Annotated in this window: 22 protein-coding genes; 12 read left to right on the top strand and 10 right to left on the bottom strand. The window is 72.4% G+C overall.

The genetic code is table 11. From position 1 onward, the window contains the following. Nucleotides 1-37 precede the first annotated feature (37 nt). Both VMF51_RS17460 and VMF51_RS17455 read left to right on the top strand, forming a co-directional pair. A complete protein-coding gene (locus VMF51_RS17460) occupies nucleotides 38-556 on the top strand; it encodes a histidine phosphatase family protein (protein WP_325475730.1) in 519 nt (172 codons plus the stop codon). Continuing rightward, complete coding sequence (locus VMF51_RS17455) at nucleotides 549-1,112, top strand: DUF1990 domain-containing protein (protein ID WP_325475729.1); 564 nt, start codon at nucleotides 549-551, stop codon at nucleotides 1,110-1,112. The genes VMF51_RS17460 and VMF51_RS17455 overlap by 8 nt, the downstream gene beginning before the upstream one ends. A 6-nt stretch (nucleotides 1,113-1,118) precedes the next feature. Here the strand turns inward: VMF51_RS17455 and serB are convergent, their stop codons facing one another. Next, complete coding sequence (serB, locus tag VMF51_RS17450) at nucleotides 1,119-2,336, bottom strand: phosphoserine phosphatase SerB (RefSeq protein WP_325475728.1); 1,218 nt, start codon at nucleotides 2,334-2,336, stop codon at nucleotides 1,119-1,121. Between the two features lie 60 nt (nucleotides 2,337-2,396). Between serB and VMF51_RS17445 the strand changes: the two genes are divergently transcribed. After that, complete coding sequence (locus VMF51_RS17445; protein WP_325475727.1) at nucleotides 2,397-3,107, top strand: VOC family protein; 711 nt, start codon at nucleotides 2,397-2,399, stop codon at nucleotides 3,105-3,107. 144 nt (nucleotides 3,108-3,251) lie between these two features. Here the strand turns inward: VMF51_RS17445 and VMF51_RS17440 are convergent, their stop codons facing one another. After that, the gene (locus VMF51_RS17440) at nucleotides 3,252-4,001 is read right to left on the bottom strand and encodes a hypothetical protein (RefSeq protein ID WP_325475726.1); all 750 of its coding nucleotides are present in this window, start codon (nucleotides 3,999-4,001) and stop codon (nucleotides 3,252-3,254) included. A gap of 62 nt (nucleotides 4,002-4,063) precedes the next feature. On the opposite strand from VMF51_RS17440, the gene VMF51_RS17435 reads away from it, so the two are divergent. The 4 genes from VMF51_RS17435 (at nucleotide 4,064) to VMF51_RS17420 (ending at nucleotide 7,225) form a co-directional block, all read left to right on the top strand. Next, nucleotides 4,064-4,858, top strand: coding sequence for an ABC transporter ATP-binding protein (locus VMF51_RS17435; RefSeq protein ID WP_325475725.1), 795 nt, complete (start codon nucleotides 4,064-4,066; stop codon nucleotides 4,856-4,858). Nucleotides 4,859-4,867: 9 nt separating this feature from the next. Continuing rightward, a complete protein-coding gene (locus VMF51_RS17430; RefSeq protein ID WP_325475724.1) occupies nucleotides 4,868-5,332 on the top strand; it encodes an NfeD family protein in 465 nt (154 codons plus the stop codon). Nucleotides 5,333-5,404: 72 nt separating this feature from the next. Then, nucleotides 5,405-6,457: an SPFH domain-containing protein gene (locus tag VMF51_RS17425; protein ID WP_325475741.1), complete on the top strand. Its 1,053-nt coding sequence runs from the start codon at nucleotides 5,405-5,407 to the stop codon at nucleotides 6,455-6,457. A gap of 3 nt (nucleotides 6,458-6,460) precedes the next feature. Then, nucleotides 6,461-7,225: a sulfite exporter TauE/SafE family protein gene (locus tag VMF51_RS17420; protein ID WP_325475723.1), complete on the top strand. Its 765-nt coding sequence runs from the start codon at nucleotides 6,461-6,463 to the stop codon at nucleotides 7,223-7,225. Nucleotides 7,226-7,244: 19 nt separating this feature from the next. Here the strand turns inward: VMF51_RS17420 and VMF51_RS17415 are convergent, their stop codons facing one another. Further along, a complete protein-coding gene (locus VMF51_RS17415; protein ID WP_325475722.1) occupies nucleotides 7,245-7,607 on the bottom strand; it encodes a DUF4267 domain-containing protein in 363 nt (120 codons plus the stop codon). A gap of 31 nt (nucleotides 7,608-7,638) precedes the next feature. Here VMF51_RS17415 and VMF51_RS17410 point away from each other — a divergent pair, with 31 nt between their 5' ends. Further along, nucleotides 7,639-8,304, top strand: a complete 666-nt coding sequence (locus VMF51_RS17410; RefSeq protein ID WP_325475721.1) for a nitroreductase family protein — start codon at nucleotides 7,639-7,641, stop codon at nucleotides 8,302-8,304. Between the two features lie 18 nt (nucleotides 8,305-8,322). Here the strand turns inward: VMF51_RS17410 and VMF51_RS17405 are convergent, their stop codons facing one another. The 7 genes from VMF51_RS17405 to VMF51_RS17375 all read right to left on the bottom strand — a co-directional run bounded on the left by VMF51_RS17405 (nucleotide 8,323) and on the right by VMF51_RS17375 (nucleotide 15,128). Next, nucleotides 8,323-9,279, bottom strand: coding sequence for an alpha/beta hydrolase (locus tag VMF51_RS17405; protein ID WP_325475720.1), 957 nt, complete (start codon nucleotides 9,277-9,279; stop codon nucleotides 8,323-8,325). Beyond that, nucleotides 9,276-10,058 carry a glycerophosphodiester phosphodiesterase gene (locus tag VMF51_RS17400; protein WP_325475719.1) on the bottom strand — a complete coding sequence of 261 codons (783 nt, stop codon included), beginning with the start codon at nucleotides 10,056-10,058 and terminating at the stop codon, nucleotides 9,276-9,278. Before VMF51_RS17400 ends, VMF51_RS17405 begins: the two co-directional genes overlap by 4 nt. Further along, nucleotides 10,055-10,774 (bottom strand): gamma-glutamyl-gamma-aminobutyrate hydrolase family protein, encoded by a 720-nt coding sequence (locus VMF51_RS17395; protein ID WP_325475718.1) that lies wholly within the window; start codon nucleotides 10,772-10,774, stop codon nucleotides 10,055-10,057. Before VMF51_RS17395 ends, VMF51_RS17400 begins: the two co-directional genes overlap by 4 nt. Continuing rightward, nucleotides 10,771-11,550 (bottom strand): 3-oxoacyl-ACP reductase, encoded by a 780-nt coding sequence (locus VMF51_RS17390; RefSeq protein WP_325475717.1) that lies wholly within the window; start codon nucleotides 11,548-11,550, stop codon nucleotides 10,771-10,773. The genes VMF51_RS17395 and VMF51_RS17390 overlap by 4 nt, the downstream gene beginning before the upstream one ends. 79 nt (nucleotides 11,551-11,629) lie before the next feature. Continuing rightward, nucleotides 11,630-13,006: an aldehyde dehydrogenase family protein gene (locus VMF51_RS17385; RefSeq protein ID WP_325475716.1), complete on the bottom strand. Its 1,377-nt coding sequence runs from the start codon at nucleotides 13,004-13,006 to the stop codon at nucleotides 11,630-11,632. Continuing rightward, nucleotides 13,006-14,385, bottom strand: coding sequence for a glutamine synthetase family protein (locus VMF51_RS17380; protein WP_325475715.1), 1,380 nt, complete (start codon nucleotides 14,383-14,385; stop codon nucleotides 13,006-13,008). The genes VMF51_RS17385 and VMF51_RS17380 overlap by 1 nt, the downstream gene beginning before the upstream one ends. Nucleotides 14,386-14,393: 8 nt before the next feature. Next, nucleotides 14,394-15,128, bottom strand: a complete 735-nt coding sequence (locus VMF51_RS17375; protein WP_325475714.1) for a FadR/GntR family transcriptional regulator — start codon at nucleotides 15,126-15,128, stop codon at nucleotides 14,394-14,396. Between the two features lie 139 nt (nucleotides 15,129-15,267). Between VMF51_RS17375 and VMF51_RS17370 the strand changes: the two genes are divergently transcribed. The 4 genes from VMF51_RS17370 (at nucleotide 15,268) to VMF51_RS17355 (ending at nucleotide 21,832) form a co-directional block, all read left to right on the top strand. Then, nucleotides 15,268-16,875 (top strand): amino acid permease, encoded by a 1,608-nt coding sequence (locus tag VMF51_RS17370; RefSeq protein WP_325475713.1) that lies wholly within the window; start codon nucleotides 15,268-15,270, stop codon nucleotides 16,873-16,875. 15 nt (nucleotides 16,876-16,890) lie between these two features. Then, nucleotides 16,891-17,814: an LPS biosynthesis choline kinase gene (locus VMF51_RS17365; RefSeq protein ID WP_325475712.1), complete on the top strand. Its 924-nt coding sequence runs from the start codon at nucleotides 16,891-16,893 to the stop codon at nucleotides 17,812-17,814. After that, complete coding sequence (locus tag VMF51_RS17360; protein WP_325475711.1) at nucleotides 17,807-20,260, top strand: FAD-dependent oxidoreductase; 2,454 nt, start codon at nucleotides 17,807-17,809, stop codon at nucleotides 20,258-20,260. Before VMF51_RS17365 ends, VMF51_RS17360 begins: the two co-directional genes overlap by 8 nt. Nucleotides 20,261-20,353: 93 nt before the next feature. Next, nucleotides 20,354-21,832 carry a sensor histidine kinase gene (locus tag VMF51_RS17355; protein WP_325475710.1) on the top strand — a complete coding sequence of 493 codons (1,479 nt, stop codon included), beginning with the start codon at nucleotides 20,354-20,356 and terminating at the stop codon, nucleotides 21,830-21,832. Nucleotides 21,833-21,859: the final 27 nt, after the last annotated feature.

Here is a 21,859-nt window from a genome sequence, read left to right as displayed (position 1 = left end):
TGGCCCGGCGGTCCTCTGCGGTGCCAGAGTGTCCCTTGTGAGTGAGCAGACGCGGACCCTCGTCGTGATGCGGCACGCGAAGGCCGAGCAGGACGGCGCCACCGACTTCGAGCGGCGGCTGGCCGAGCGGGGCGAGCGCGACGCCCATGCGGCCGGCGCCTGGCTCGCCGGGCAGGGCGTCGCGCCCGACCTGGCGCTCGTGTCGGCCGCCGTACGCACCCACCAGACCTGGGAGTCCCTCGCGGAGGGGGCGGGCTGGGACGTCGAGCTCGCGTCGTACGACGAGTCGCTGTACGCCGCCGGTCCCGAGAGCGCCCTCGACGTCATCCGCGAGGTGGACGACGCGGTCCGGACGCTGGTGGTCGTGGGGCACAACCCGACGATGGCGTACCTCGCGCAGCTGCTCGACGACGGGGACGGCGACCAAGACGCCAGCGCCGAGATGGTGGCGGGCTACCCGACCGGCGCGACGACGGTCTTCGCCGTGGAGGGGGACTGGTCGGATCTCGACGAGGCGGGTGCGCGGGTCGTCGCCTTCCACGTCGGTCGTGGCTGAGCTCAGCTACCCGGAGGTGGGTGCCACCCTCGCGGACGAGCGTCCCGCTGGCTACCACCACCTCGCCGTCGAGCGGCATCTCGGCGGGCCGGAGCAGTACGACGCCGCAGCGTCGTTCGTGCTCGAGTGGGGACTGCAGCGCGGAGCCGGCCTCCGGGTGCCGGACGGGCTGCGTCCCGCGAGCCCGGGCGACCGCGTGACCCTGCGTCTCGGCCTGGGCCGGGCGGCCCTGCCGATCCCCGTCGAGGTGGTCGGCGTCCTCGACGAACCGGACCGGTCCGGGTTCGCGTACGGCACCCTTCCGGGGCACCCGGAGTGCGGCGAGGAGCTGTTCGCGGTCGAGCGGCGCGCCGATGGCACCTGGCTGGTGATCCGGGCGTTCTCGCGGCCGGGCCGGTGGTTCACCCGGGTCGCCGGACCCGTGGGTCGGCTGGCGCAGCGGGTGATGACACGCCGCTACCTGGACGCCGCAAGTGGTGCCGTTTGGTCACCAACGGCAGCTCAGGCGGCCCCAGGGGTGCCGTTGGTGACCAAACGTCACCGGCGGCGGCGATGACTCCGGTCAGACCGGGGGAGCCGGCGTGACGTAGCCGGCCTCGGCGTCGGCGGCCTCGATCTCCTCGCGGGAGATGCCGAGCAGGTACAGGATCGCGTCGAGGTAGGGCACGTTCACGGCGGTGTCGGCGGCGTCGCGCACCATGGGCTTGGCGTTGTAGGCGATGCCGAGGCCGGCGGCGTTGAGCATGTCGAGATCGTTGGCGCCGTCGCCGATGGCGATCGTGGCGGCCTCGCTGACCCCGACCTCGGCGGCGAACTCCCGCAGCGCCCGGGCCTTGCCGGAGCGGTCCACGACGTCGCCGACGATGCCGCCGGTCAGCCGGCCGTCGACGATCTCGAGCTCGTTGGCGCGCGCGAAGTGGATCCCGAGGTCGGCGGCGAGGCGGTCGGTGATCTGGGTGAACCCGCCGGACACGATCGCGAACCGGTAGCCCAGCCGGCGCAGGGTGCGGACCATCGTGCGCGCGCCGGGGGCGAGCAAGATGGCGTCGTACACCTCGTCAAGGGCGGACGCGGGTACGCCGGCCAGCAGCTTGACGCGCTCGCGCAGCGACTGCTCGAAGTCGAGCTCGCCGGCCATGGCGCGCTCGGTGATCTCGGCGACCTGGGCCTCGCAGCCGGCGTGGGCGGCGATCATCTCGATCACCTCGCCCTGGATCAGGGTCGAGTCGACGTCCATCACGATCAGGCGCATCCCGCGGCGGAGCAGGTTGGCGGGCTGGACCGCGACGTCGATGCCCTGGCGCGCCGCCTCGACCGAGAGCACGGCCCGCAGGGTCTCGGGGTCGGCGCCGGAGACGTGCAGGTCGATCGCGGTCACGGGGTAGCGGGCCATCCGCTCGATCCGGTCGATGTTGGCGCCCGAGTCCGCGATCCGGCCGGCGATGGCCGACATCGCGGAGGCCTTCAGCGGGGTCCCGATGACCGTGACGTGCGACCGGCCCTGCGGGCGGGGCCGGTTGTCGCCCGTGCCCCGGTCGACGTCGACGGTCATGCCGAGGTCGGCGGCCGCCTGCTCGACCTCGTCGCGCAGGCGCTTCCAGTCCCGGGGAGCGGTGACGAGTACGCCGAGGACCAGCCGGCGCCGGAGCACGATCTGCTCGACGTCGAGGACCTCGACCCCGGCGCGGGCCAGGGTCGCGAAGACGGTCGAGGTGACACCCGGCCGGTCCTTGCCGGTCAGCGTGATCAGGAGGGTCTCGGGCTTCGCAACGGTGGCCATCGTGGCCCGAGGCTATCGCTGTCCGGTCGGCTGTCGGTGCCGTGGTCCATGGTGGTGGACATGCCTGCCTCCGTGGACGCCGCCGAGACCCTGACCCGCTTCGCCGATGCCATCGCGACCCGCGACTGGGACGCACTCTCCGCCCTGCTCGCGCCGGGCTTCTCCGCCCGGCTGGTGCACACCGGCGAGACCTTCGACCGGGACGGCTTCGTCGCCTTCAACCGCGACTATCCCGGCCCCTGGACCTTCGCCCGGGAGGACCTCGTCGCGTCCGGCTCGACCGGAGTGCTCCGGGCGCGGGTGACCTCCGGTCGCGCGACCTACTACGCCGCCTCCTTCGCGACCCTCGACGACGACGGTCGGATCGCCGACCTCGTCGAGGTGTGGACCGACGCGGTCGCGGCCGACGGCGGTCAGCCGCATGCTCACCACGGAATCGACTATGTCGAGATCGGCGTGGGCGACCTCGCCGAGGCGAAGGTGTTCTACGCGGCCGCGTTCGGCTGGGAGTTCAACGACTACGGCCCCGACTACGCCGGCATCCGCGCGCCGTCGGGCCGGGGCGAGATCGGCGGGCTCACCCCGCACCGCCCCGCCGCGCCGGGCGGCCCGCTGGTGCTGCTCTACTCCGACGACCTCGAGGCCTCGGTCGAGGCGGTCCGCTCCGCCGGCGGCACCGTCACCCAGGGGCCGTACGACTTCCCCGGCGGCCGCCGCTTCCACTTCACCGACCCGAGCGGCACCGAGCTGGGGGTCTGGGCGGCCGGCTGAGCCGCCCGGCGCCGGTCCGGTGCGGGTCCGTTGCAGCGCCGCCCTGTCCCACGGCCGCAATTGCAGCGGTTGGGCACGGAATCCACGCTCGGGCCTGTCCTACGGCCGCAATTGCGGCTTCCGGACACTCCTCCGGTCACGACCTCAGGAGGGCGGCCAGACCTCCGGGGAGCAGGCCGCCACCAGCGCCCGACGGCCGGCGCGGGCGAGGGGGGTCAGGGCCGCGCGGCGGGCCTCGATCTCGGACGCCGACACCGCCCCGCCGTCGTCCTCGAGGGCGAGGTCGACGATCTCCATGGCCTGCAGGCCGCGCGCGGCGAGCTCGACGCAGCGGGCGGGGACGCCGTCCGGCGCGGTCACGGGGTCGCGGTGGCGGAGGTTCATCAGCCGGTCCGCCACCTCGGGGCGCCAGCGCGCGACGTCGAGGTCGGCGAGCGTGTCGGCGGTGGCGAGGAGGGCGGCGCGCAGGCCGCGGTCGGCCTCGCCGACGTCCGGGAGCTGGCGCCGCTCCGCGCGGTGGGCGACCCAGGTGATCGCCGCGCCGACGCGCACCGGCACCAGGCCGATCCCGGTGCCGACGGCCACGACCGCCTCGCCCGCGTCCAGCGCGGCGTCGTTGAAGGCCCGCGGACCGCCCAGGCCGACGGGGTCGCCCTCGACCGGAAAGGCCGCGCCGAGAGCCGTGGAGCCCTCGGCGCGCAGCCGCCCGAGCCCGATCACCAGGGACTCGGCCGCCTCGTCGCCACCGAGCCCGAGCTGGTCGAGTGCGGCCACGACGTGGGTCGCGTCGTCGCCGACGACGGCATCCACGACGAGGTCCGGCACCACGTGGCCACGCAGCCACGCCGTACCCCACCAGGCGAGACGGGCGGCGGCCGGGAGGGAGGCGGTCACGGCCGTCGACACTACGCCGGGCGACCGGAGGCTCCCGACCGGGCCTCGATAGGGTTGCCGCCATGAGTGCCGTGCTGGACTTCGCCGACGTCACCATCCGGCGCGGCCAGGCCACCCTGCTCGACCGGGTCAGCTGGACCGTCGAGGAGGACGAGCGATGGGTCATCCTCGGCCCGAACGGCGCGGGCAAGACCACCCTGCTCCAGATCGCCTCCGCCCAGATGCACCCCTCGGACGGCGTCGCCGGCATCCTCGGCGAGGTGCTCGGCACCGTCGACGTGTTCGAGCTGAAGCCGCGGATCGGCCTCACCAGCGCCGCGCTCGCCGAGCGCATCCCGCGCTCCGAGAGCGTGCAGGACGTCGTCGTGTCTGCGTCGTACGGCGTGGTCGGCCGCTGGACCGAGGAGTACGACGACCTCGACCACGGGCGCGCGGACGGGCTCCTGCGCGAGCTCGGGGTGAGCCACCTGCGCGACCGCACCTTCGGCACCCTGAGCGAGGGGGAGCGCAAGCGGGTCCAGATCGCCCGGGCGCTGATGACCGACCCCGAGCTGCTGCTGCTCGACGAGCCGGCCGCCGGCCTGGACCTGGGAGGGCGCGAGGACCTCGTCGCCACGCTGTCCGTGCTCGCCTACGACCCCGACTCGCCGGCGACCGTGCTGGTCTCGCACCACGTGGAGGAGATCCCGCCCGGGTTCACCCACGCCCTGCTGCTGCGCCAGGGCCGGGTGACGGCCGCCGGACCGCTCGACGAGGTGCTCACGGAGGCGAACCTCTCCGCCACCTTCGGCATGCCGCTGATGGTCAGCCACCAGGACGGCCGCTGGGCGGCCCGACGCCGCACCAGGCGCCGGTAGGGTCCGGTCATGGACTGGCTGAGCGACAACCAGTGGGCGGGCTGGCTGGGCGCCGCGATCGCGCTCGGCGTGGTCGAGGTCTTCAGCCTCGACCTGATCTTCGCGATGCTCGCCTTCGGGGCGCTGGTCGGCATGACCTCCTCAGCGCTGGGCGCGGCCTTCATCGTGTCCTTCCTGCTGGCGATCGGCGCGTCCGCCGCCACCCTCCTGCTGCTGCGCCCGCCGCTGATCAAGCGCCTGCACGGCGGCGGCCCGGAGCTCACCATGAGCCACGGCCGGCTGGTCGGCAGCCAGGGACTCGCCGTGACCCGCATCTCCGGTCACGAGGTCGGCCAGGTCCGCCTCGCCGGGGAGCTCTGGTCGGCGTCGCCGTACGACGAGACGCTGGCCATCGAGCCGGGTGAGACCGTGGAGGTCCTGGAGATCCGCGGCGCCACGGCCTACGTCCACCCTGTTCCTCGCCTCGACCCCTAGCCTCCGGAAAGGAGCGGCCTCGTGATCTATCTGATCCTGCTGGGCCTGCTGTTCCTGTTTCTCGTCACGGTGATGGCCAAGACGGTGCGGATCGTGCCGCAGGCGCGCGCCGGCATCGTGGAGCGGTTCGGCAAGTACAAGCAGACCCTGCCGCCCGGGCTGAACATCGTGATGCCGTTCATCGACAGGGTCCGCTACCTCATCGACATGCGCGAGCAGGTCGTGAGCTTCCCGCCCAGCTCGGTGATCACCGAGGACAACCTGACCGTCGACATCGACACCGTCATCTACTTCCAGGTCATCGACCCGGTCGCGGCGACGTACGAGATCGCCAACTACATCCAGGCGGTCGAGCAGATCACCCAGACGACGCTGCGCAACATCGTCGGTGGCATGGACCTCGAGCAGACGCTGACCAGCCGCGACTCGATCAACTCCGGCCTGCGCGGCGTCCTCGACGAGGCCACCGGCAAGTGGGGCATCCGCGTCGCGCGCGTCGAGATCAAGAGCATCGACCCGCCGGCCTCCATCAAGGACACGATGGAGAAGCAGATGCGCGCGGACCGCGACAAGCGGGCCGCCATCCTCACCGCCGAGGGTCAGCGGCAGGCCTCGATCCTGACCGCGGAGGGCCAGAAGCAGTCCGCGATCCTCTCGGCCGAGGGTGACCGTGAGTCGCAGATCCTGCGGGCGCAGGCCGACCGCGAGGCGGCGATCCTGCGCGCCCAGGGTGAGGGCCAGGCCATCCAGACGGTCTTCCAGGCCATCCACGACGGGCGACCGGACCAGTCGCTGCTGGCCTACCAGTACCTCCAGATGATGCCGAAGATCGCCGAGGGCGACGCCAACAAGGTGTGGATCGTGCCGAGCGAGATCGGCAAGGCGCTCGAGGGCCTCGGGTCGACGATGAACAGCCTGCAGGGCATCCCCGACAACGTCGAGGGTCCGACCAAGCGGGTCGACATGGGTCCGTCGGAGCCTGCCGGCCGCAGCGAGGACAGCGAGGTCACGAAGGCCAACGAGGCCGTGGAGGCGGCGATCGCCGCGGCCGCGTCCGCCGCGAACCCGACCCGGTCGGCGGCGGCGGACGACGTCGGCCCGGACCCGGACGCCCCGGCCTCCTAGGGCGTGCCACCCTTCCTCGAGGCGGTCGCGATCCTGCTCGCCGGTGTCGCCGCCGGCGGGATCAACGCGGTCGTGGGGTCGGGGACGTTGATCACGTTCCCCACCCTGGTCGCCCTCGGTGTCCCGCCGGTCACCGCGAACGTCTCCAACAACATCGGTCTGGTGCCCGGCTCGATCTCGGGCGCGGTCGGCTACCGGCGCGAGCTCGTGGGCCAGCGCGCCCGCGTGCTGCGCCTGGTCAGCGGGTCGTTCCTCGGTGGCCTGATCGGCGCCGTACTCCTGCTCGTGCTGCCCGCGGACGCGTTCGAGGCCGTCGTACCCGTCCTCATCGCGCTCGGGATCGCGCTGGTGATCGTGCAGCCCCGGCTCTCGCGCCGGGTCGCGGCGCGCCGGGCCGCCGCGGCGACCGACCACCACCCCGACCCGTGGTGGATCTGGCCCACGACCGCGCTCGCGGGCGTGTACGGCGGCTACTTCGGCGCCGCCCAGGGCGTGATCCTGATGGGCATCCTCGGGATCGGGGTCGACGAGTCGCTGCAGCGCCTCAACGCCGTGAAGAACGTGCTCGCCGCCGTCGTCAACGGGGTCGCGGGGCTGCTGTTCGTCTTCGTCGCCGACGTCGACTGGTGGATCGTCCTGCTCATCGGGATCGGCGCGGTGATCGGCGGTCAGCTCGGCGCGACGATCGGCCGGCGCCTGCACCCCACGGTGCTGCGCGGCGTCATCGTCGTCGTCGGCCTGGTCGCCGTGGTCTCGTTCCTGCTCTGAGCCGCGAGGCCGCCTGCGCTCAGCCCTTCGAGCGCCGCAGGCCGAGCAGTCCGGCGGCGACCGCGCCGAAGGCCGGGGCGATGAGCGCGCCGCCGGTCTGCTTGGAGACCGAGCCCTCGCGGATGCCGAGGTAGCCGGTGCCGGCGTCGGCGAGGTCGACCAGGGCGCCGAGCAGGATCAGGTTGCGCCGGGACTTGCCGGTCGCCACCAGGGTGGCGAGGCCGAGGGCGATCTCGCGGGAGCCGAACATCCGGGAGAGGTAGGACAGCTGCGGGTTGTTCGCCGGGTCGAGCTGGAGGAGTCGTCCGGCGCGCTGCGGGTCGGCGAGGGCGACGGCACCGAGGGTGATGCGGCCCAGGGAGAGCCCGGTCACAGAGTTCATGGCCGGGACCCTAACGTGACACGCTCGCCCCATGGAGTTGTACGACGCGATGAGGACCACCCACGCGGCGCGGAAGCTCACCGGGGACCCGCTGCCCGACGAGGTGCTGCACCGGATCCTCGACAACGCCCGGTTCGCGCCCAGCGGGGGGAACCGCCAGGGGACCCGCGTGATCGTCGTCCGCGAAGCCGCCACCCGGCAGCGGCTCGCGGAGCTGAACGCACCCGCCGTCCGTCGGTACGTCGCCCAGACGGACGCCGGTCAGAGCCCGTGGAACCCGCTCGAACCGCCGACGCCCAGTGCGGACGAGATCGCCGGGACCCGGGTCCCGGAGTCGTTCACGGAGCCCCTGCGCACCGCTGGGGCGGTGTTGGTCTTCCTCGTCGACCTCGGCGTGGTCGCCGCGACGGACCAGGACCTGGACCGCGTCGGTGTGGTCGCCGGCGCCTCGGTCTACCCGCTGGTCTGGAACGTGCTCCTCGCCGCCCGCAGCGAGGGGTACGGCGGGACCATCACCACGATGGCCGTCGCCCAGGAGCCGGCGGTCCGCGACCTGCTGGGCGTGCCGGAGCAGTTCGCGCTCGCGGCCGTCGTACCGCTCGGTCGGCCGGAGACGCAGCCGACCCGCCTCAAGCGCCGGGAGGTCGCGGAGTTCGTCACCAGGGAGACCTTCGCCGGCGAGCCCTTCCGCCCCTGACGCCGACTCGACGCGCAACTACTGCCTCCTCGGCGCGACGTAGGCGGTGTGCCAACGGTCGATCTCGGCGTAGGCCTGCGCCCGGGGCTCGGGGAGGGAGAGCACCACGTCGTGGCGGGCGCCCTCGACGGCGACGTACGTGACGTGCGGGCCGACGGCGGTCGACCAGCGGCGGATCTGCTTGACGTCGAGCACGATGTCGAAGCCGTGCACGTCGGGACCCATCTCGACCGGGCTGGCGGAGGCTCCGGAGGAGAGCACCAGCACCGGGCACGGGACGGCGAGGCCGCGCTGGAGCCGGGAGTGGCCGATCCGGATGGCGCGCAGCCAGCCGGTGGTGACCGCGAACGACTCCAGCGGCTTCCAGACCAGGTCGAAGTCCCACTCGCCGTCGTGGTCGCGGTGCAGGCTGCGCCCGTAGAGCCCGCTGACCTTGCGGGGGATCTCGCGCAGCGGCTTGCGCGCGCCGATCTGCTTGACGACCGCGGTGCCGACGGTCCGCATCAGCAGGCCGGCCTGGAAGTCCAGCCAGGGGGAGTTGAGGACCAGTCCGGCGAGCGCCTCGGGCTGGCGCGCGTCCGCCCACAGCGACGCCGTCAGGCCGCCCGTCGAGTGCGCGGAGACGACCACGTGGTCGTGGCCGTCGCGCTCGGTGACCAGCCGCCAGGCCTCGTCCAGCTCCTCGAAGTACTCCTCCAGGTTCGCGACGTACGTCGGCGTCTGGTGCTCGCGCAGCGACCGGCCGTACTTGCGCAGGTCGATGGCGTAGAAGTCGTAGCCCCGCTCGGTCCACCACTCGGCGTACGCCGTGTGGAAGAAGTAGTCCGCGAAGCCGTGGACGTGCAGCACCGCGCGGCCGGACGGGGTGTCGGACGGCCGGTGGACGAGCGTCGCCACCACCTCGCCCTCGTCGTCGGGCGCGAGCTCGAGGGTCTCGGCGACGTAGGGCTCGCCGAGGACGTCGGTCACGGTCATGCGCGCAGTCTGGCAGCCCGCCGGTCCCGGACCTCGAGCGCCAGGTCGGGATGGTTCGTGGTGACCAGCCAGGCGCGGCCGGGCTTGAGCCAGTAGTGCAGCGACTTCTCGGTGTCGATGGTCCACACCAGCAGCGGCAGGTTGCGCTTGCGGGCGAAGCGGGCGACGCCGTACCTGGCCAGGGTGTGGTTGGCGACCATCACGTTGGCGAGCGAGGCGCGGTAGCGCAGTCGCGGGAAGAGCTCGGACAGCCGGATCCGGACGGCGGCCCGCAGCGGCAACCCGCGCACCCGGCGGCCGAGCGAGAGCCCGGCCAGGACCGGCAGCCCCTCGGCGTCGGACCACTCCCGGACCGCCCGCACCGACCGGTCGTCGAGGGTGGTGACGACGATCCGCTCCACGCCGAGCACCTCGACGGCGCGCCGGACGGCGGCGACCTCGTGGACCCCGCCCGGCGAGCTGAACTTCAGGTCGATGTGGGCGTGGGCGCGGCCGTCCAGCGCCTCGAGCACCTCGTCGTAGCGCATCGCGTGCGGGGCGTACGCCGCGAACTGCTCGGAGGTCGCCTCGCGCAGCCACGTCTTCTGGCCCTCGACCGTGATCCAGTCGTCGTGGAAGAGCACCAGCTCGCCGTCGGCACAGCGGTGCACGTCGAACTCGACGTACTCCACCCCGAGCGCGAGCGCCCGGTCGAGCGCGACCCGGGTGTTCTCCAGCTCCTTGTCGCCGCCCGCCCCGCAGCGGTGCGCGCTGAGCAGGACCTGCGGCCGCGGCCTCACCGGCCGGTGCCGTCCGCGGCGTACGACGCCGCCGCGCGCACGAGGCCCGCGAGCAGGCCGACGTCGGCGGCGGTCTCGGGGTGCCACTGCACGGCGAGGCGGAACGGGGCGCGGGGGTCCTCCATGGCCTCCAGCGTGCCATCATCGGCCCGCGCGACGGCGAGGTACCCCGGGTGTGTCCGCACCGACTGGTGGTGGTGGCAGCTCACCTCCAGCCGGTCACCCACCAGCCCGGCGAGCCGGGTGCCGGGGACGATGTCGACCGCGACGTTCCCGAACGCGTCGCCGCCGGGGCTGTGCTCCTCGTGCCCGACCAGGTCCGGGGTGTGCTGGTCCAGCGTCCCGCCCGCGTGCACGGCCATCAGCTGCATGCCCCGGCACACGCCGAGGACCGGCAGACCCCGCGACTCGGCCGCGTCGAGCAGGGCGAGCTCCCAAGCGTCCCGGTCGGGCCGCCAGGCCGCGGTCCGGGGATGCGGGAGGTCGTCGTACCGCGCCGGGTCGACGTCGGCCCCGCCGCTGATCACGAGCCCGTCGAGGCGGGCGACGACGACCTCGGCCGCGGCCGACGCCTGCGGCGGCAGCAGCACGGGTACGCCGCCCGTCGCCTCGACCGCCTCGGCGTACTGGGTCGGGAGCAGGTCCGCGCGCTGCTGCCAGACCCCCCACGCCGCGTGCTCGCGGTAGGTCGTCAGGCCGATGAGCGGGGCGTTCACAGCGGGGTGACGTACGCGCCCGAGATGCCGCCGTCGACCAGGAAGGTGCTGGCGGTCATGAAGGAGGAGTCGTCGGAGGCCAGGAACAGCACCGCCGCCGCCATCTCCTCGGGCTCGCCGAAGCGACCCATCGGCACGTGCACCAGCCGGCGCGCGGCGCGCTCGGCGTCCTTGGCGAACAGCTCCTGCAGCAGCGGAGTGTTGACGGGGCCGGGGCACAGGGCGTTGACGCGCACCCCCTGTCGGGCGAACTGGACGCCCAGCTCGCGGGTCATCGACAGCACCCCGCCCTTGGAGGCGGAGTAGGAGATCTGCGACGTCGCCGCCCCCATCACGGCGACGAACGAGGCCGTGTTGATGATCGAGCCGCGGCCCTGCTCCAGCATGTGGGGGAGCGCGGCCTTGCAGCACAGGTAGACCGACGTCAGGTTGACCTCCTGGACCCGGCGCCAGGCGTCCAGGTCGGTGTCCAGGATCGAGTCGTCCTCCGGCGGACTGATGCCGGCGTTGTTGAACGCGATGTCGACCGAGCCGTAGGTGTCCTTCGTGGTCCGGAACAGCGCCTCGACCTGCTCCTGGTCGGTCACGTCCACGTGGACGTACGTCGCCACCGACTCGCCGCCGAGCTGTCCGACCAGCTGGTGGCCGCGCTCGTCGTCGATGTCGCCGACGACGACCTTGGCTCCCTCCTCGACGAAGCGCTGGACCGTCGCCAGGCCGATGCCCGAGCAGCCGCCGGTGACGACCGCGACCCGGTCCTGGATGCGTCCTGCCATGGTGGTGGGGTTTCCTTTCGGGTGCGGGGGTCTCGACGGGCGTTCGGGCCTGGTGGCCCTCACTGCTCGACCACCGGGGTCAGTGGGCGATGAACACGTTCTTCTCCTCGGTGAACGCCATCGGGGCGTCCGGCCCGAGCTCGCGCCCGAGGCCGGACTGCTTGTAGCCGCCGAAGGGGGTCCAGTAGCGGACCGACGAGTGCGAGTTGACGCTGAGGTTGCCCGCCTCGACGGCGCGCGCGACCCGGAGACCGCGGCCGAGGTCGTTGGTGAAGATCGAGCCCGACAGGCCGTACTCGGTGTCGTTGGCCTTCGCCACCGCGTCGGCCTCGTCGTCGAACGGCATCACCGCGACGACCGGGCCGAAGACCTCCTCGCGCCAGATCCGCGCGGCGGGGTCGTCGACGGTGACGACGGACGGCGGCACCCAGAACCCGTCACCGCCCGGCGTCGATCCGGCGAACGCCACGTCCACCTCGTCGAGGTAGCCGGTCACCGTCTGCCGCTGCTGAGCCGAGATCAGGGGACCCATCTCGGACGACTCGTCGCTCGGGTCGAGCACCCGCAGCGCCTGCACGGCCGGCTCGAGCCTGCTCAGGAACTCGTCGTACGCCGAACGCTCGACCAGGATCCGCGAGCGGGCGCAGCAGTCCTGGCCCGCGTTGTCGAAGACGGCGTACGGCGCGCTGGCGGCCGCCGCCGCGATGTCGGCGTCCGCGAACACGATGTTGGCGCTCTTGCCGCCGAGCTCGAGCGTCACCCGCTTCACCTGGTCGGCGCAGCCCCGCATGATCCGCTTCCCGACCTCCGTGGAGCCGGTGAAGCAGACCTTGCGGACGAGCTCGTGGGTGACGAACCGCTCGCCGACCACCGAGCCCTTGCCGGGGACGATCGTCAGGACGTGCTCGGGGAGCCCTGCCTCGAGGGCCAGCTCGCCGAGCCGGACGGCCGTCAGCGGCGTCAGCTCGGCCGGCTTCAGGACGACCGTGTTGCCCGCCGCGAGCGCCGGTGCGAAGCCCCAACCCGCGATGGGCATCGGGAAGTTCCACGGGACGATGATCCCCACGACGCCGAGCGGCTCGTGGAACGTCACGTCGACGCCGCCCGCGACCGGGATCTGGCGACCGAAGAGCCGCTCCGGGGCGCCGGCGTAGTAGTTCAGGCAGTCGCGGACGTTGCCCGCCTCCCACCGGGCGTTGCCCCAGGTGTGGCCCGCGTTGCGGACCTCGAGCCCCGCCAGCTCGTCGACGTGTGCGTCGACGACGGCGGCGAACCGGCGCAGCAGGGTGGCGCGCTCGCCGGGGGGCATCGCCCGCCAGGCCGGGAAGGCCGCGTGGGCGGCCTCGATCGCGGCATCCGTCTCCTCGACGGATGCCAGGTGGACGTCGGTCACCGGTGCTGCGGTGGCCGGGTTGATGACGGTGTGCACCTCGTCGGTCGAGCTTGTCGAGACCATTACAGCCTTTCGAAGCCGCGCCGCAGCTCCCAGTCGGTGACGGCGGCCCGGAACGCGGTGAGCTCCACGTCGGCCATGTTCGTGTAGTGGTCGACGACGGCGTCGCCGAGCGCGTCCCGGGCGATCACCGACGACGAGAACGCCTCGCGCGCGGCCGCCAGCGTCGACGGAACCCGGGGCAGGTCGGAGGTGTAGGCGTTGCCGACCAGCTCCGGTCCGAGGGTGAGGTCCTGCTCGATGCCGTACAGGCCGCCCGCGATCATCGCGGCCAGCGCGAGGTACGGGTTGGTGTCGGCGCCCGGCACCCGGTTCTCCATCCGGGCGCCCGCGCCGTGGCCGACGAGTCGGACCGCGCAGGTGCGGTTGTCCCGGCCCCAGGCGATCGTCGTCGGCGCGAACGAGCCGTCGGCGAAGCGCTTGTAGGAGTTCACGTTGGGAGCGAACAGCAGCGTGAAGTCCGCCATCGTCGCCAGGACGCCCGCGACGAACCGGTCGTAGAGCGGGGTGCGGGTGCCGTCCTTCCAGAACACCAGCTCGCCGTCGGTGCCGCGCAGGGACAGGTGGATGTGGCACGAGCTGCCCTCGCGCTCGTCGTACTTGGCCATGAAGGTGACCGACCGGCCCTGCTGGGCGGCGATCTCCTTGGCGGCGTTCTTGTAGACGACGTGGTTGTCGGCGGTGGTGAGGGCGTCGGCGTACAGGAACCCGATCTCGTGCTGGCCGAGGTTGCACTCGCCCTTGGCGCCCTCGACGTCGAGGCCCGCGTCGTACATGTGGTTGCGGATGGCGCGCAGCAGCGGCTCGATCCGGCTGGTCCCGAGGATGGAGTAGTCGACGTTGTACTGGTTGGCGGGCGTCAGGTCGCGGTAGTCCGAGCGGTGGGCGTCCTCGTACGACGTGTCGAAGGCGATGAACTCCAGCTCGGTGCCGGCCAGGGCGGTCCAGCCGTGGGTGGCGCAGCGGTCGAGCTGGGCCTGGAGGATCGCCCGCGGGGACTGGACGACGGGCTCGTGCTCGGCGCCGTCGTCGTCCGCCGGCCAGACCAGGTCGCACTGCACCATCGCGGTCGCCGGGAGGTGGGTCAGCAGCCGGATCGTCCGCTCGTCGAGGACGAACTCCATGTCGCCGTACCCCTTCTCCCACGAGGAGATGGCGTAGCCGTCGACGGTGTTCATGTCGACGTCCACAGCGAGCAGGTAGTTGCAGCCTTCGGTGCCGTGCTCGACGACGTGGTCCACGAAGTAGCGGCCGTGCAGGCGCTTGCCCTGCAGGCGGCCCTGCATGTCGGTGAAGGCCACGATGACGGTGTCGATCTGGCCGGTCTCGATCCGGCGGACCAGGGCGTCCATGCTCAGGTGCCGGTCGTTGCGCAAGTGCATCCGTGCTCCTATCCGACCAGTCCGCGCAGCAGCGCGGCGGTGTCGTCGCAGTGCTCCTCCATGGCGCGGCGGGCGCGCTCGGGTCGCCCGTCGAGGATCGCGCGTACGACGGCCGCGTGCTGGCGGTCGGAGTGCGCGATGTTGGCGTCCAGGACCGGGATGGCCAGCAGCATCTCGTGCAGCGTGGCCTGCACCGACGTGACCGCCTCGACCGTCCGCGTCGAGCCGGTGAGCGCGGCGATGGTGAGGTGGAAGCGCGAGTCGGCCTGCCGGTGGGCAGCCGGCCGACGAGCCGAGGTGACGTCGTCGAGGGCACGCTGCAGGCGGTCGCGGGAGGCTTCGTCGAGCGGCAGACCGGCCGCGAGCCCGGCGGCGCCCGGCTCGACCACCCGCCGGAACTCGAGCGCGTCGAGCCAGTCGGCGCGGCGCTCGGGGGAGACCCGGGCCGCGGCTCGGGCGGAGGGCGTCCGGGGCTGCAGGGTCACGACGGTGCCGCCGCCGCGACCGCGGGTGGTCTCGACCAGCCCGGCCTGGCGCAGCGCGGCCATCGCCTCGCGCAGCGTCGCCCGGGAGACCTGGAGCCGGGTCGCGAGCTCGCGCTCGGGCGGCAGCGTCGACCCGAGCGGGTAGACACCCAGGCGGATGGCGGTGGCGAGTCGTTCGACGCACGCCTCGAAGGCGTGGTGGCCGCGCACGGGTCGGAGGACGACCTCGGGGAGCGGGTGCTCGGGGGAAGCGGTCACCCGCCCATCCTCTGGATCGAGAGCGGATCGCGCAATGGTCTGAGTTCAAACCATTTTTGGGGAGACCTCTGGACACCCGATTCCGGGCGGGTCTAGCGTCCGATTCACATTCGCACGAGCCTTCCCGGAGGAGTGCACCATGCCCGAAGCACACGAACCGATCTCGGATCACTCAGTCCTGGAGCTCACCGAGGACGAGAAGCACCTGGCCAAGCTCGGGTACAAGCAGGACCTGAACCGGTCCTGGTCGGGCTTCTCGAACTTCGCGATCTCCTTCTCGATCATCTCGATCCTGGCCGGCTGCTTCACGAACTTCGGCGCCGGCTTCAACAACGGCGGGCCGATCTCGATCTCGTGGTCGTGGCCGATCCTCGGCGTCTTCATCCTGATCATCGGCTTCACGATGTCGGAGCTGGTCTCGGCGTACCCGACCTCGGGCGGCATCTACTGGTGGGCGGCCAAGCTCGGCGGACCGGCGGCCGGCTTCTTCACCGGCTGGCTCAACCTCATCGGCCTGGTCGCCGTCACGGCGGGGGTGTCGTACGGCTGCGCGACCTTCATCGACCTGACGATCAGCACCTACTCGGACTCGTTCGCGGGCGACTACTCGCTGACCCGGGTGTTCGTGATCTTCGTGATCGTGCTGGCCCTCGTCTCGGTGCTGAACATCTTCAGCGGCCACCTGATGGCGATCATGAACAACGTCTCGGTGTGGTGGCACGTCGTCGGCGCCAGCGCGATCGTCCTGGTGCTGCTCTTCGTGCCCGACCAGCACCAGAGCTTCAGCTACGTGTTCACCGAGCGCTTCAACAACTCGGGGTACGCCGACGGGAGCACGACCAACCTCGCGTTCTGGTTCGCGATCGTGCCGTTCGGCTTCCTGCTCACGCAGTACACGATCACCGGGTTCGACGCGTGCGCCCACCTGTCGGAGGAGACCGCCGAGGCGTCGAAGGCGGCCGCGAAGGGGATCTGGCGCTCGATCTTCTACTCGGTCCTCGGCGGCTACATCCTGCTGCTCTGCGTGGTCTTCGCGATCCCGGACGACCCCGCGACCGGGCAGCCCAACAACGCGCTCGCCGGGTCGGGCGTCCAGCCGATCTTCCTGGAGGCGCTCGGGCAGAACTGGGCGACCCTGGTGTTGTTCATCTCCGCGTCGGCGCAGTTCTTCTGCGCCACCTCGTGCATGACCTCGGCCTCCCGGATGACCTTCGCGTTCAGCCGGGACGGCGCGATCCCGGGGTCGTCGATCTTCCAGAAGCTGACGCCCGCCCGGGTACCCGCGAACGCGGTGCTCTTCGTCGGGGTGGCGGCGGCGGTGCTGACCCTGCCCGCGCTGATCGAGGTCGACGTCAACGGGACCCCGGTCCCGCTCGCGTTCTACGCCGTCACCTCGATCGCGGTCATCGGCCTGTACCTCGCCTTCGCGATCCCGATCTTCCTGCGCTGGCGGATGGGCGACGCGTTCGAGGAGGGGGCGTGGACCAACGGCAGCAAGTACAAGTGGATGAACCCCATCGCGGTGCTGGAGATCGTCGTCGTCTCACTCTTCCTGATGATGCCGTCGACGCCGGCCGCGAACCCGTTCCGCGACGAGTTCGAGTGGAAGTTCGTCAACTACGCGCCGATCGTCACCCTCGGGGCACTGCTGCTGCTGACGATCTGGTGGTTCGCCTCGGCCCGGCACTGGTTCGCCGGCCCGAAGCACACGATCGACCAGGCCGTCGTCGAGGCGTTCGACGACTAGGCCTCTCCTGACCCGGTGACCGACACGACCGACACGATCGGCCTGGACCGCCTCGCCTGCCTGGCGGGGCGGTCCGTGGCCGTGTCCGACCTGCCCGGCGGCCTGACCAACCGCAACCTGCGGGTCACCACGACCGACGACGGGCCGCCGCTCGACGTCGTCGTTCGGTGCTCGCACGGGAACCCCGGCCTGCTCGGCATCGACCGGGACGCCGAGCACGCCAACACGGTCGCGGCCGCCGCTGCCGGGGTGGGCGCGCCGGTCGTCGAGTACCGGCCCGACCTCGGGATCCTGGTCATCGGCTTCCTGGCGGGCCGCACGCTGCAGGACGCCGACTTCGCCGATCCCGGGGTGCTGCGCCGGGCCGCGAGCGCGTGCCGCCGGTTGCACGCCGGGCCGGCGTTCACCGGCACGTTCGACATGTTCGCCCGGCAGGCGTCGTACCTCGCCACGGTGCGGGAGCACGGCTTCGCCCTGCCCCCGTCGTACGACGACCACGCGGACGCGTGGGCCGACGTACGACGCGCGCTCGCCGCCTCTCCGCGGCCGGGCGTGCCGTGCAACAACGACCTGCTGGCGGCGAACTTCGTCGACGACGGGCACGCCGTACGGCTGATCGACTACGAGTACTCCGGCACCGGTGACGCCTGCTTCGAGCTCGGCAACACCAGCACCGAGTGCGGATTCACCCCCGAGCAGACCGAGGCCTGGACGGCGGCGTACTTCGGCGACCCGACGCCGGCCGACCTCGCCCGGGTGCGCGTGCAGGCGCTGTGCAGCGAGTACGGCTGGTCGCTGTGGGGCTTCATCCAGGCCGCCACCAGCCCGGTCCACTTCGACTTCCACGGCTGGGGGATGGAGCGCTACGAGAAGGCGGTGGCGACCTTCCGTGGTCCGGATCTCCCGGGGCTGCTGGAGGCGGTGGCGACCGGTGGCTGAGCTCCCGTCGCGCGCCCGCGTGGTCATCGTCGGGGGTGGCGTGGTCGGCACCTCGGTGGCCTACCACCTCACGAGGCTCGGCTGGACCGATGTGCTCCTGCTGGAGCAGGGCCGGCTGTCCGGCGGGACCACCTGGCACGCGGCCGGGCTGGTCGGGCCGCTGCGCGCCTCGGAGGGAGGGACGCGGCTGGTGCAGTACTCCGCCGAGCTGTACGCCGGGCTGGAGGCCGAGACCGGCCTCGCGACGGGCTACCGCAACGTCGGCGGCGTGATCGTGGCTCGCACCGAGGACCGCCTGGTGCAGCTGCGTCGTACGGCGGCCAACGCGGCGGCGTACGACCTGCCGTGCGAGCTGGTGACGCCGAGGCGGGCGCAGGAGCTGTGGCCGCCCATGCGGGTCGACGACCTGCTCGGTGCGCTCTGGCTGCCGGGCGACGGCAAGGTCAACCCGACGGACCTGACCCAGTCGCTCGCGAAGGGCGCGCGGCAGCGAGGCGCGCGGATCGTCGAGCGGGTCCGGGTGACCGGCTTCGACGTCGTCGAGCGCGACGGGTGGCGTCGGGTGACCGGTGTGCGGACCGAGGCCGCCGGACAACAGCAGAGCGTCGAGGCCGAGGTGGTGGTGAACTGCGCCGGGCAGTGGGCCAAGGCGCTGGGCGACCTGGTCGGGGTGACGGTGCCGCTGCACTCGGCTGAGCACTTCTACGTCGTGACGGAGGCGATCGAGGGTTGCCACCCGGATCTGCCGATCATGCGCGACCCCGACGGCTGGACCTACTTCAAGGAGGAGGTCGGCGGCCTCGTCGTCGGCGGGTTCGAGCCCGAGGCCAAGCCCTGGCGCTCGCCGGACGACCTGCCGTACCCGTTCGAGTTCCAGCTCCTCGAGGAGGACTGGGACCACTTCTCGGTGCTGATGGACGAGGCGCTGCTGCGCATCCCGGCGCTGGAGCAGGCAGGGGTCCGGAAGTTCTACAACGGCCCGGAGTCGTTCACGCCCGACAACCAGTTCCTGCTCGGCGAGGCACCCGAGCTCGACGGCTTCTTCGTCGGCGCCGGCTTCAACTCCGTCGGCATCGCGTCGGCGGGAGGCGCCGGCCGCGCGCTCGCGGAGTGGATCGTGGCGGGGGAGCCGCAGGACGACCTGGTGGGCGTCGACGTACGCCGGTTCGCGCCGTTCCACGGCGACAACCGGTGGCTGCGCTCACGGGTCGCGGAGGTGCTCGGGCTGCACTACGCGGTCCCGTGGCCCAACCGCGAGCTCGAGTCCGGCCGTCCCCAGCGGACCTCGCCCCTGCACGAGCGCCTGGCGGGGCGAGGGGCACTGTTCGGGACCCGGATGGGATGGGAGCGCCCGCTCGTCTTCGGCCCCGACGAGCTGGACTACGCCTGGGGGCGTCCGCGCTGGCAGGACGCCTCGGCCGCGGAGCAGCGGGCCTGTCGCAGCGCGGTCGCGGTCTTCGACCAGACGTCGTTCTCGAAGTACCTCCTCGAGGGGCCGGACGCGCTCGCCGCCCTGCAGTGGATCTGCGCCGCGGACGTCGACGTCCCGGTCGGCGCGTGCGTCTACACGCCGTTCCTCAACGCCCGCGGCGGCTACGAGGCCGACCTGACCGTCACCCGCACCGGGGACGACTCGTTCCTCCTGGTCTCGAGCTCGGCGACGACGATCCGCGACCTCGACTGGATCCGGCGGCAGAGCGCCGCGGTGGGGCACCCGGTCCACGCGACCGATGTCACCGACCGGTACGCCGTGCTCGGGGTGATGGGTCCGCGCTCGCGGGAGCTGCTGGCCGAGCTCACGCCGGCGGACCTGTCGGAGGAGGGGTTCCCCTTCGCGACCAGCCGGGAGGTCCGGATCGCCGACCGGACGGTCCGGGCGACCCGGATGACGTACGTCGGGGAGCTGGGCTGGGAGCTGCTCGTCCCGGTCGCCGACGCCGTCGAGGTGTACGACGCGCTCGGGTCGGCGGGAGCGCCGTATGGGCTGGTCGACGCGGGGTACTCCGCCATCGAGTCGCTGCGGCTCGAGAAGGGCTACCGCGCCTTCGGGCGGGAGCTGACGCCGGACTGGACGCCCGTCGAGGCGGGCCTCGTCTTCGCCACCGCCCTGCGGGGCGACAAGCCGTTCCTGGGACGCGAGGCGCTCGCCGCCCGCCGGGAGCGGCTGTCGCGTCCCGGGCCACGTCGGCGGGTGGTGTCGTTCGCCGCCTTGTCGTCCGGGCCCGTGCTGTGGGGCGGCGAGCTGGTGCTGCACGAGGGCGAGCCGGTCGGGCAGGTGACCAGCGCGGCCTGGGGCGAGACCGTCGGCTCGTGCGTGGGGCTCGCCCTCCTGCGCCGGGACGAGCCGGTCACGGCGGCCTGGCTGGCCGAGGGCGGGTTCCAGGTCGACGTCGGGGGCGAGCGGCACGCGGTGCGGGTCGGCCTCCGGGCGCCGCTCGGAGGCTGAGAACCTTCCGCCCCTGGCCGTCGACGGCGCTCCGCGTCCCCTACGTTTCTCCCAGGCCCGCGGAGGCGCTCGGTCACGAAGGAGGTGTCGCGGGTGGAGGACCCTACGGAGAGCTCCGACCTGTGGCGGCTGACGCTGGAGTACTCGCCGGTCGGGATGGCCCTGGTCGATCTCGACGGGAGGCTCCTGCTCGTGAACCGGGCGCTCTCGGAGATGCTCGGCTACGACGTCGAGACGCTCACCCGGCGCGACTTCCAGCAGATCACGCATCCCGACGACCTGGACACCGACCTCCAGCAGTTCCACCGGGCGCTCGACGGGGAGATCGACTCCTACCGGCTGCGCAAGCGGTACCTGCACGCCGAGGGCCACGAGGTCTGGGGCGACCTGTCGGTCGCCGTCGTCCGCGGGCCGGAGCGCCAGCCCCTGTACTTCATCTCGCAGATCCTCGACGTGAGCGAGCAGCACGAGTACGAGCAGCGCCTGCAGGAGGCGAAGGCCGAGATCGAGCACGAGCGGAACGCGCTGGAGGCGATCTTCGAGACGGTGAGCGTCGGGCTGCTGCTCATCGACGCCGAGGGCCGCTACGAGCGGATGAACCGGCAGCACGAGGAGACGATGCGGCTGCCGTTCCCCGACGGCCACGACGGCCGCGCCGGCCAGCTCGGCCACGTCTACCACCTGGACGGCAAGACGCTGATGAAGCGCGAGGAGATGCCGTCGTACCGGGCGGCGCAGGGCGAGGAGTTCGACGACTACGCCTACTGGGCGGGCTCGGACCCGCTGACCCGCGCGGCGTTCTCCACCTCCGCCCGCCAGGTCCGGGGACCGAACGGAGAGCGGCTGGGCGCCGCGCTCGCGTACCAGGAGATCACCGAGCTGATGCGGGCGATGCAGGTCAAGGACGAGTTCGTGTCCTCGGTCTCCCACGAGCTGCGGACCCCACTGACCTCGGTCCTCGGCCATCTCGAGATGCTGGTCGAGGAGGACCTGCCGCCGTCGGTCGCGACCCAGCTCCGGGTCGTGCAGCGCAATGCCGCCCGCCTCGGCGCCCTCGTGGCGGACCTGCTCCTGGTGGCCCAGGTCGGCGAGGGCGGCCTGCGACTGCAGCGGCGGAAGGTGGACCTGTCCGCGTTGGTCCGCGAGGCCGTCGAGTCCGCCCGCCCGAGCGCCGGGCAGGCGCAGGTCGCGCTGAGGGCGGACGTGCCCGACCGGCTGGAGGCGGTCCTCGACGAGCAGCGGATCCGTCAGGTGCTCGACAACCTGGTCTCCAACGCGGTGAAGTACAGCCGGCCCGGCGGCCGCGCCACCGTCTCGCTCCGGCAGCGCCCCGACGCCGTCGAGATCGAGGTGAGCGACACCGGCATCGGGATCCCCGCGGACGAGACGGAGCGGGTCTTCTCCCGCTTCTTCCGGGGTGGGCACGCGCTCACCCAGCAGATCTCGGGGACCGGGCTCGGCCTGAACATCGTCAGCTCCATCGTCGCGGCCCACGAGGGGACCGTGTCGCTGGAGAGCGAGGTCGGGGTCGGGAGCACCTTCCGGGTCACGCTGCCTCGGCGATCGGGCTGACGGCGCGGGCAGTCCGACCACCGGCGC

Source organism: Nocardioides sp., from assembly GCF_035503875.1.
Classification (GTDB): Bacteria; Actinomycetota; Actinomycetes; order Propionibacteriales; family Nocardioidaceae; genus Nocardioides.
This window is presented reverse-complemented; position numbering and strand designations above follow the sequence as displayed.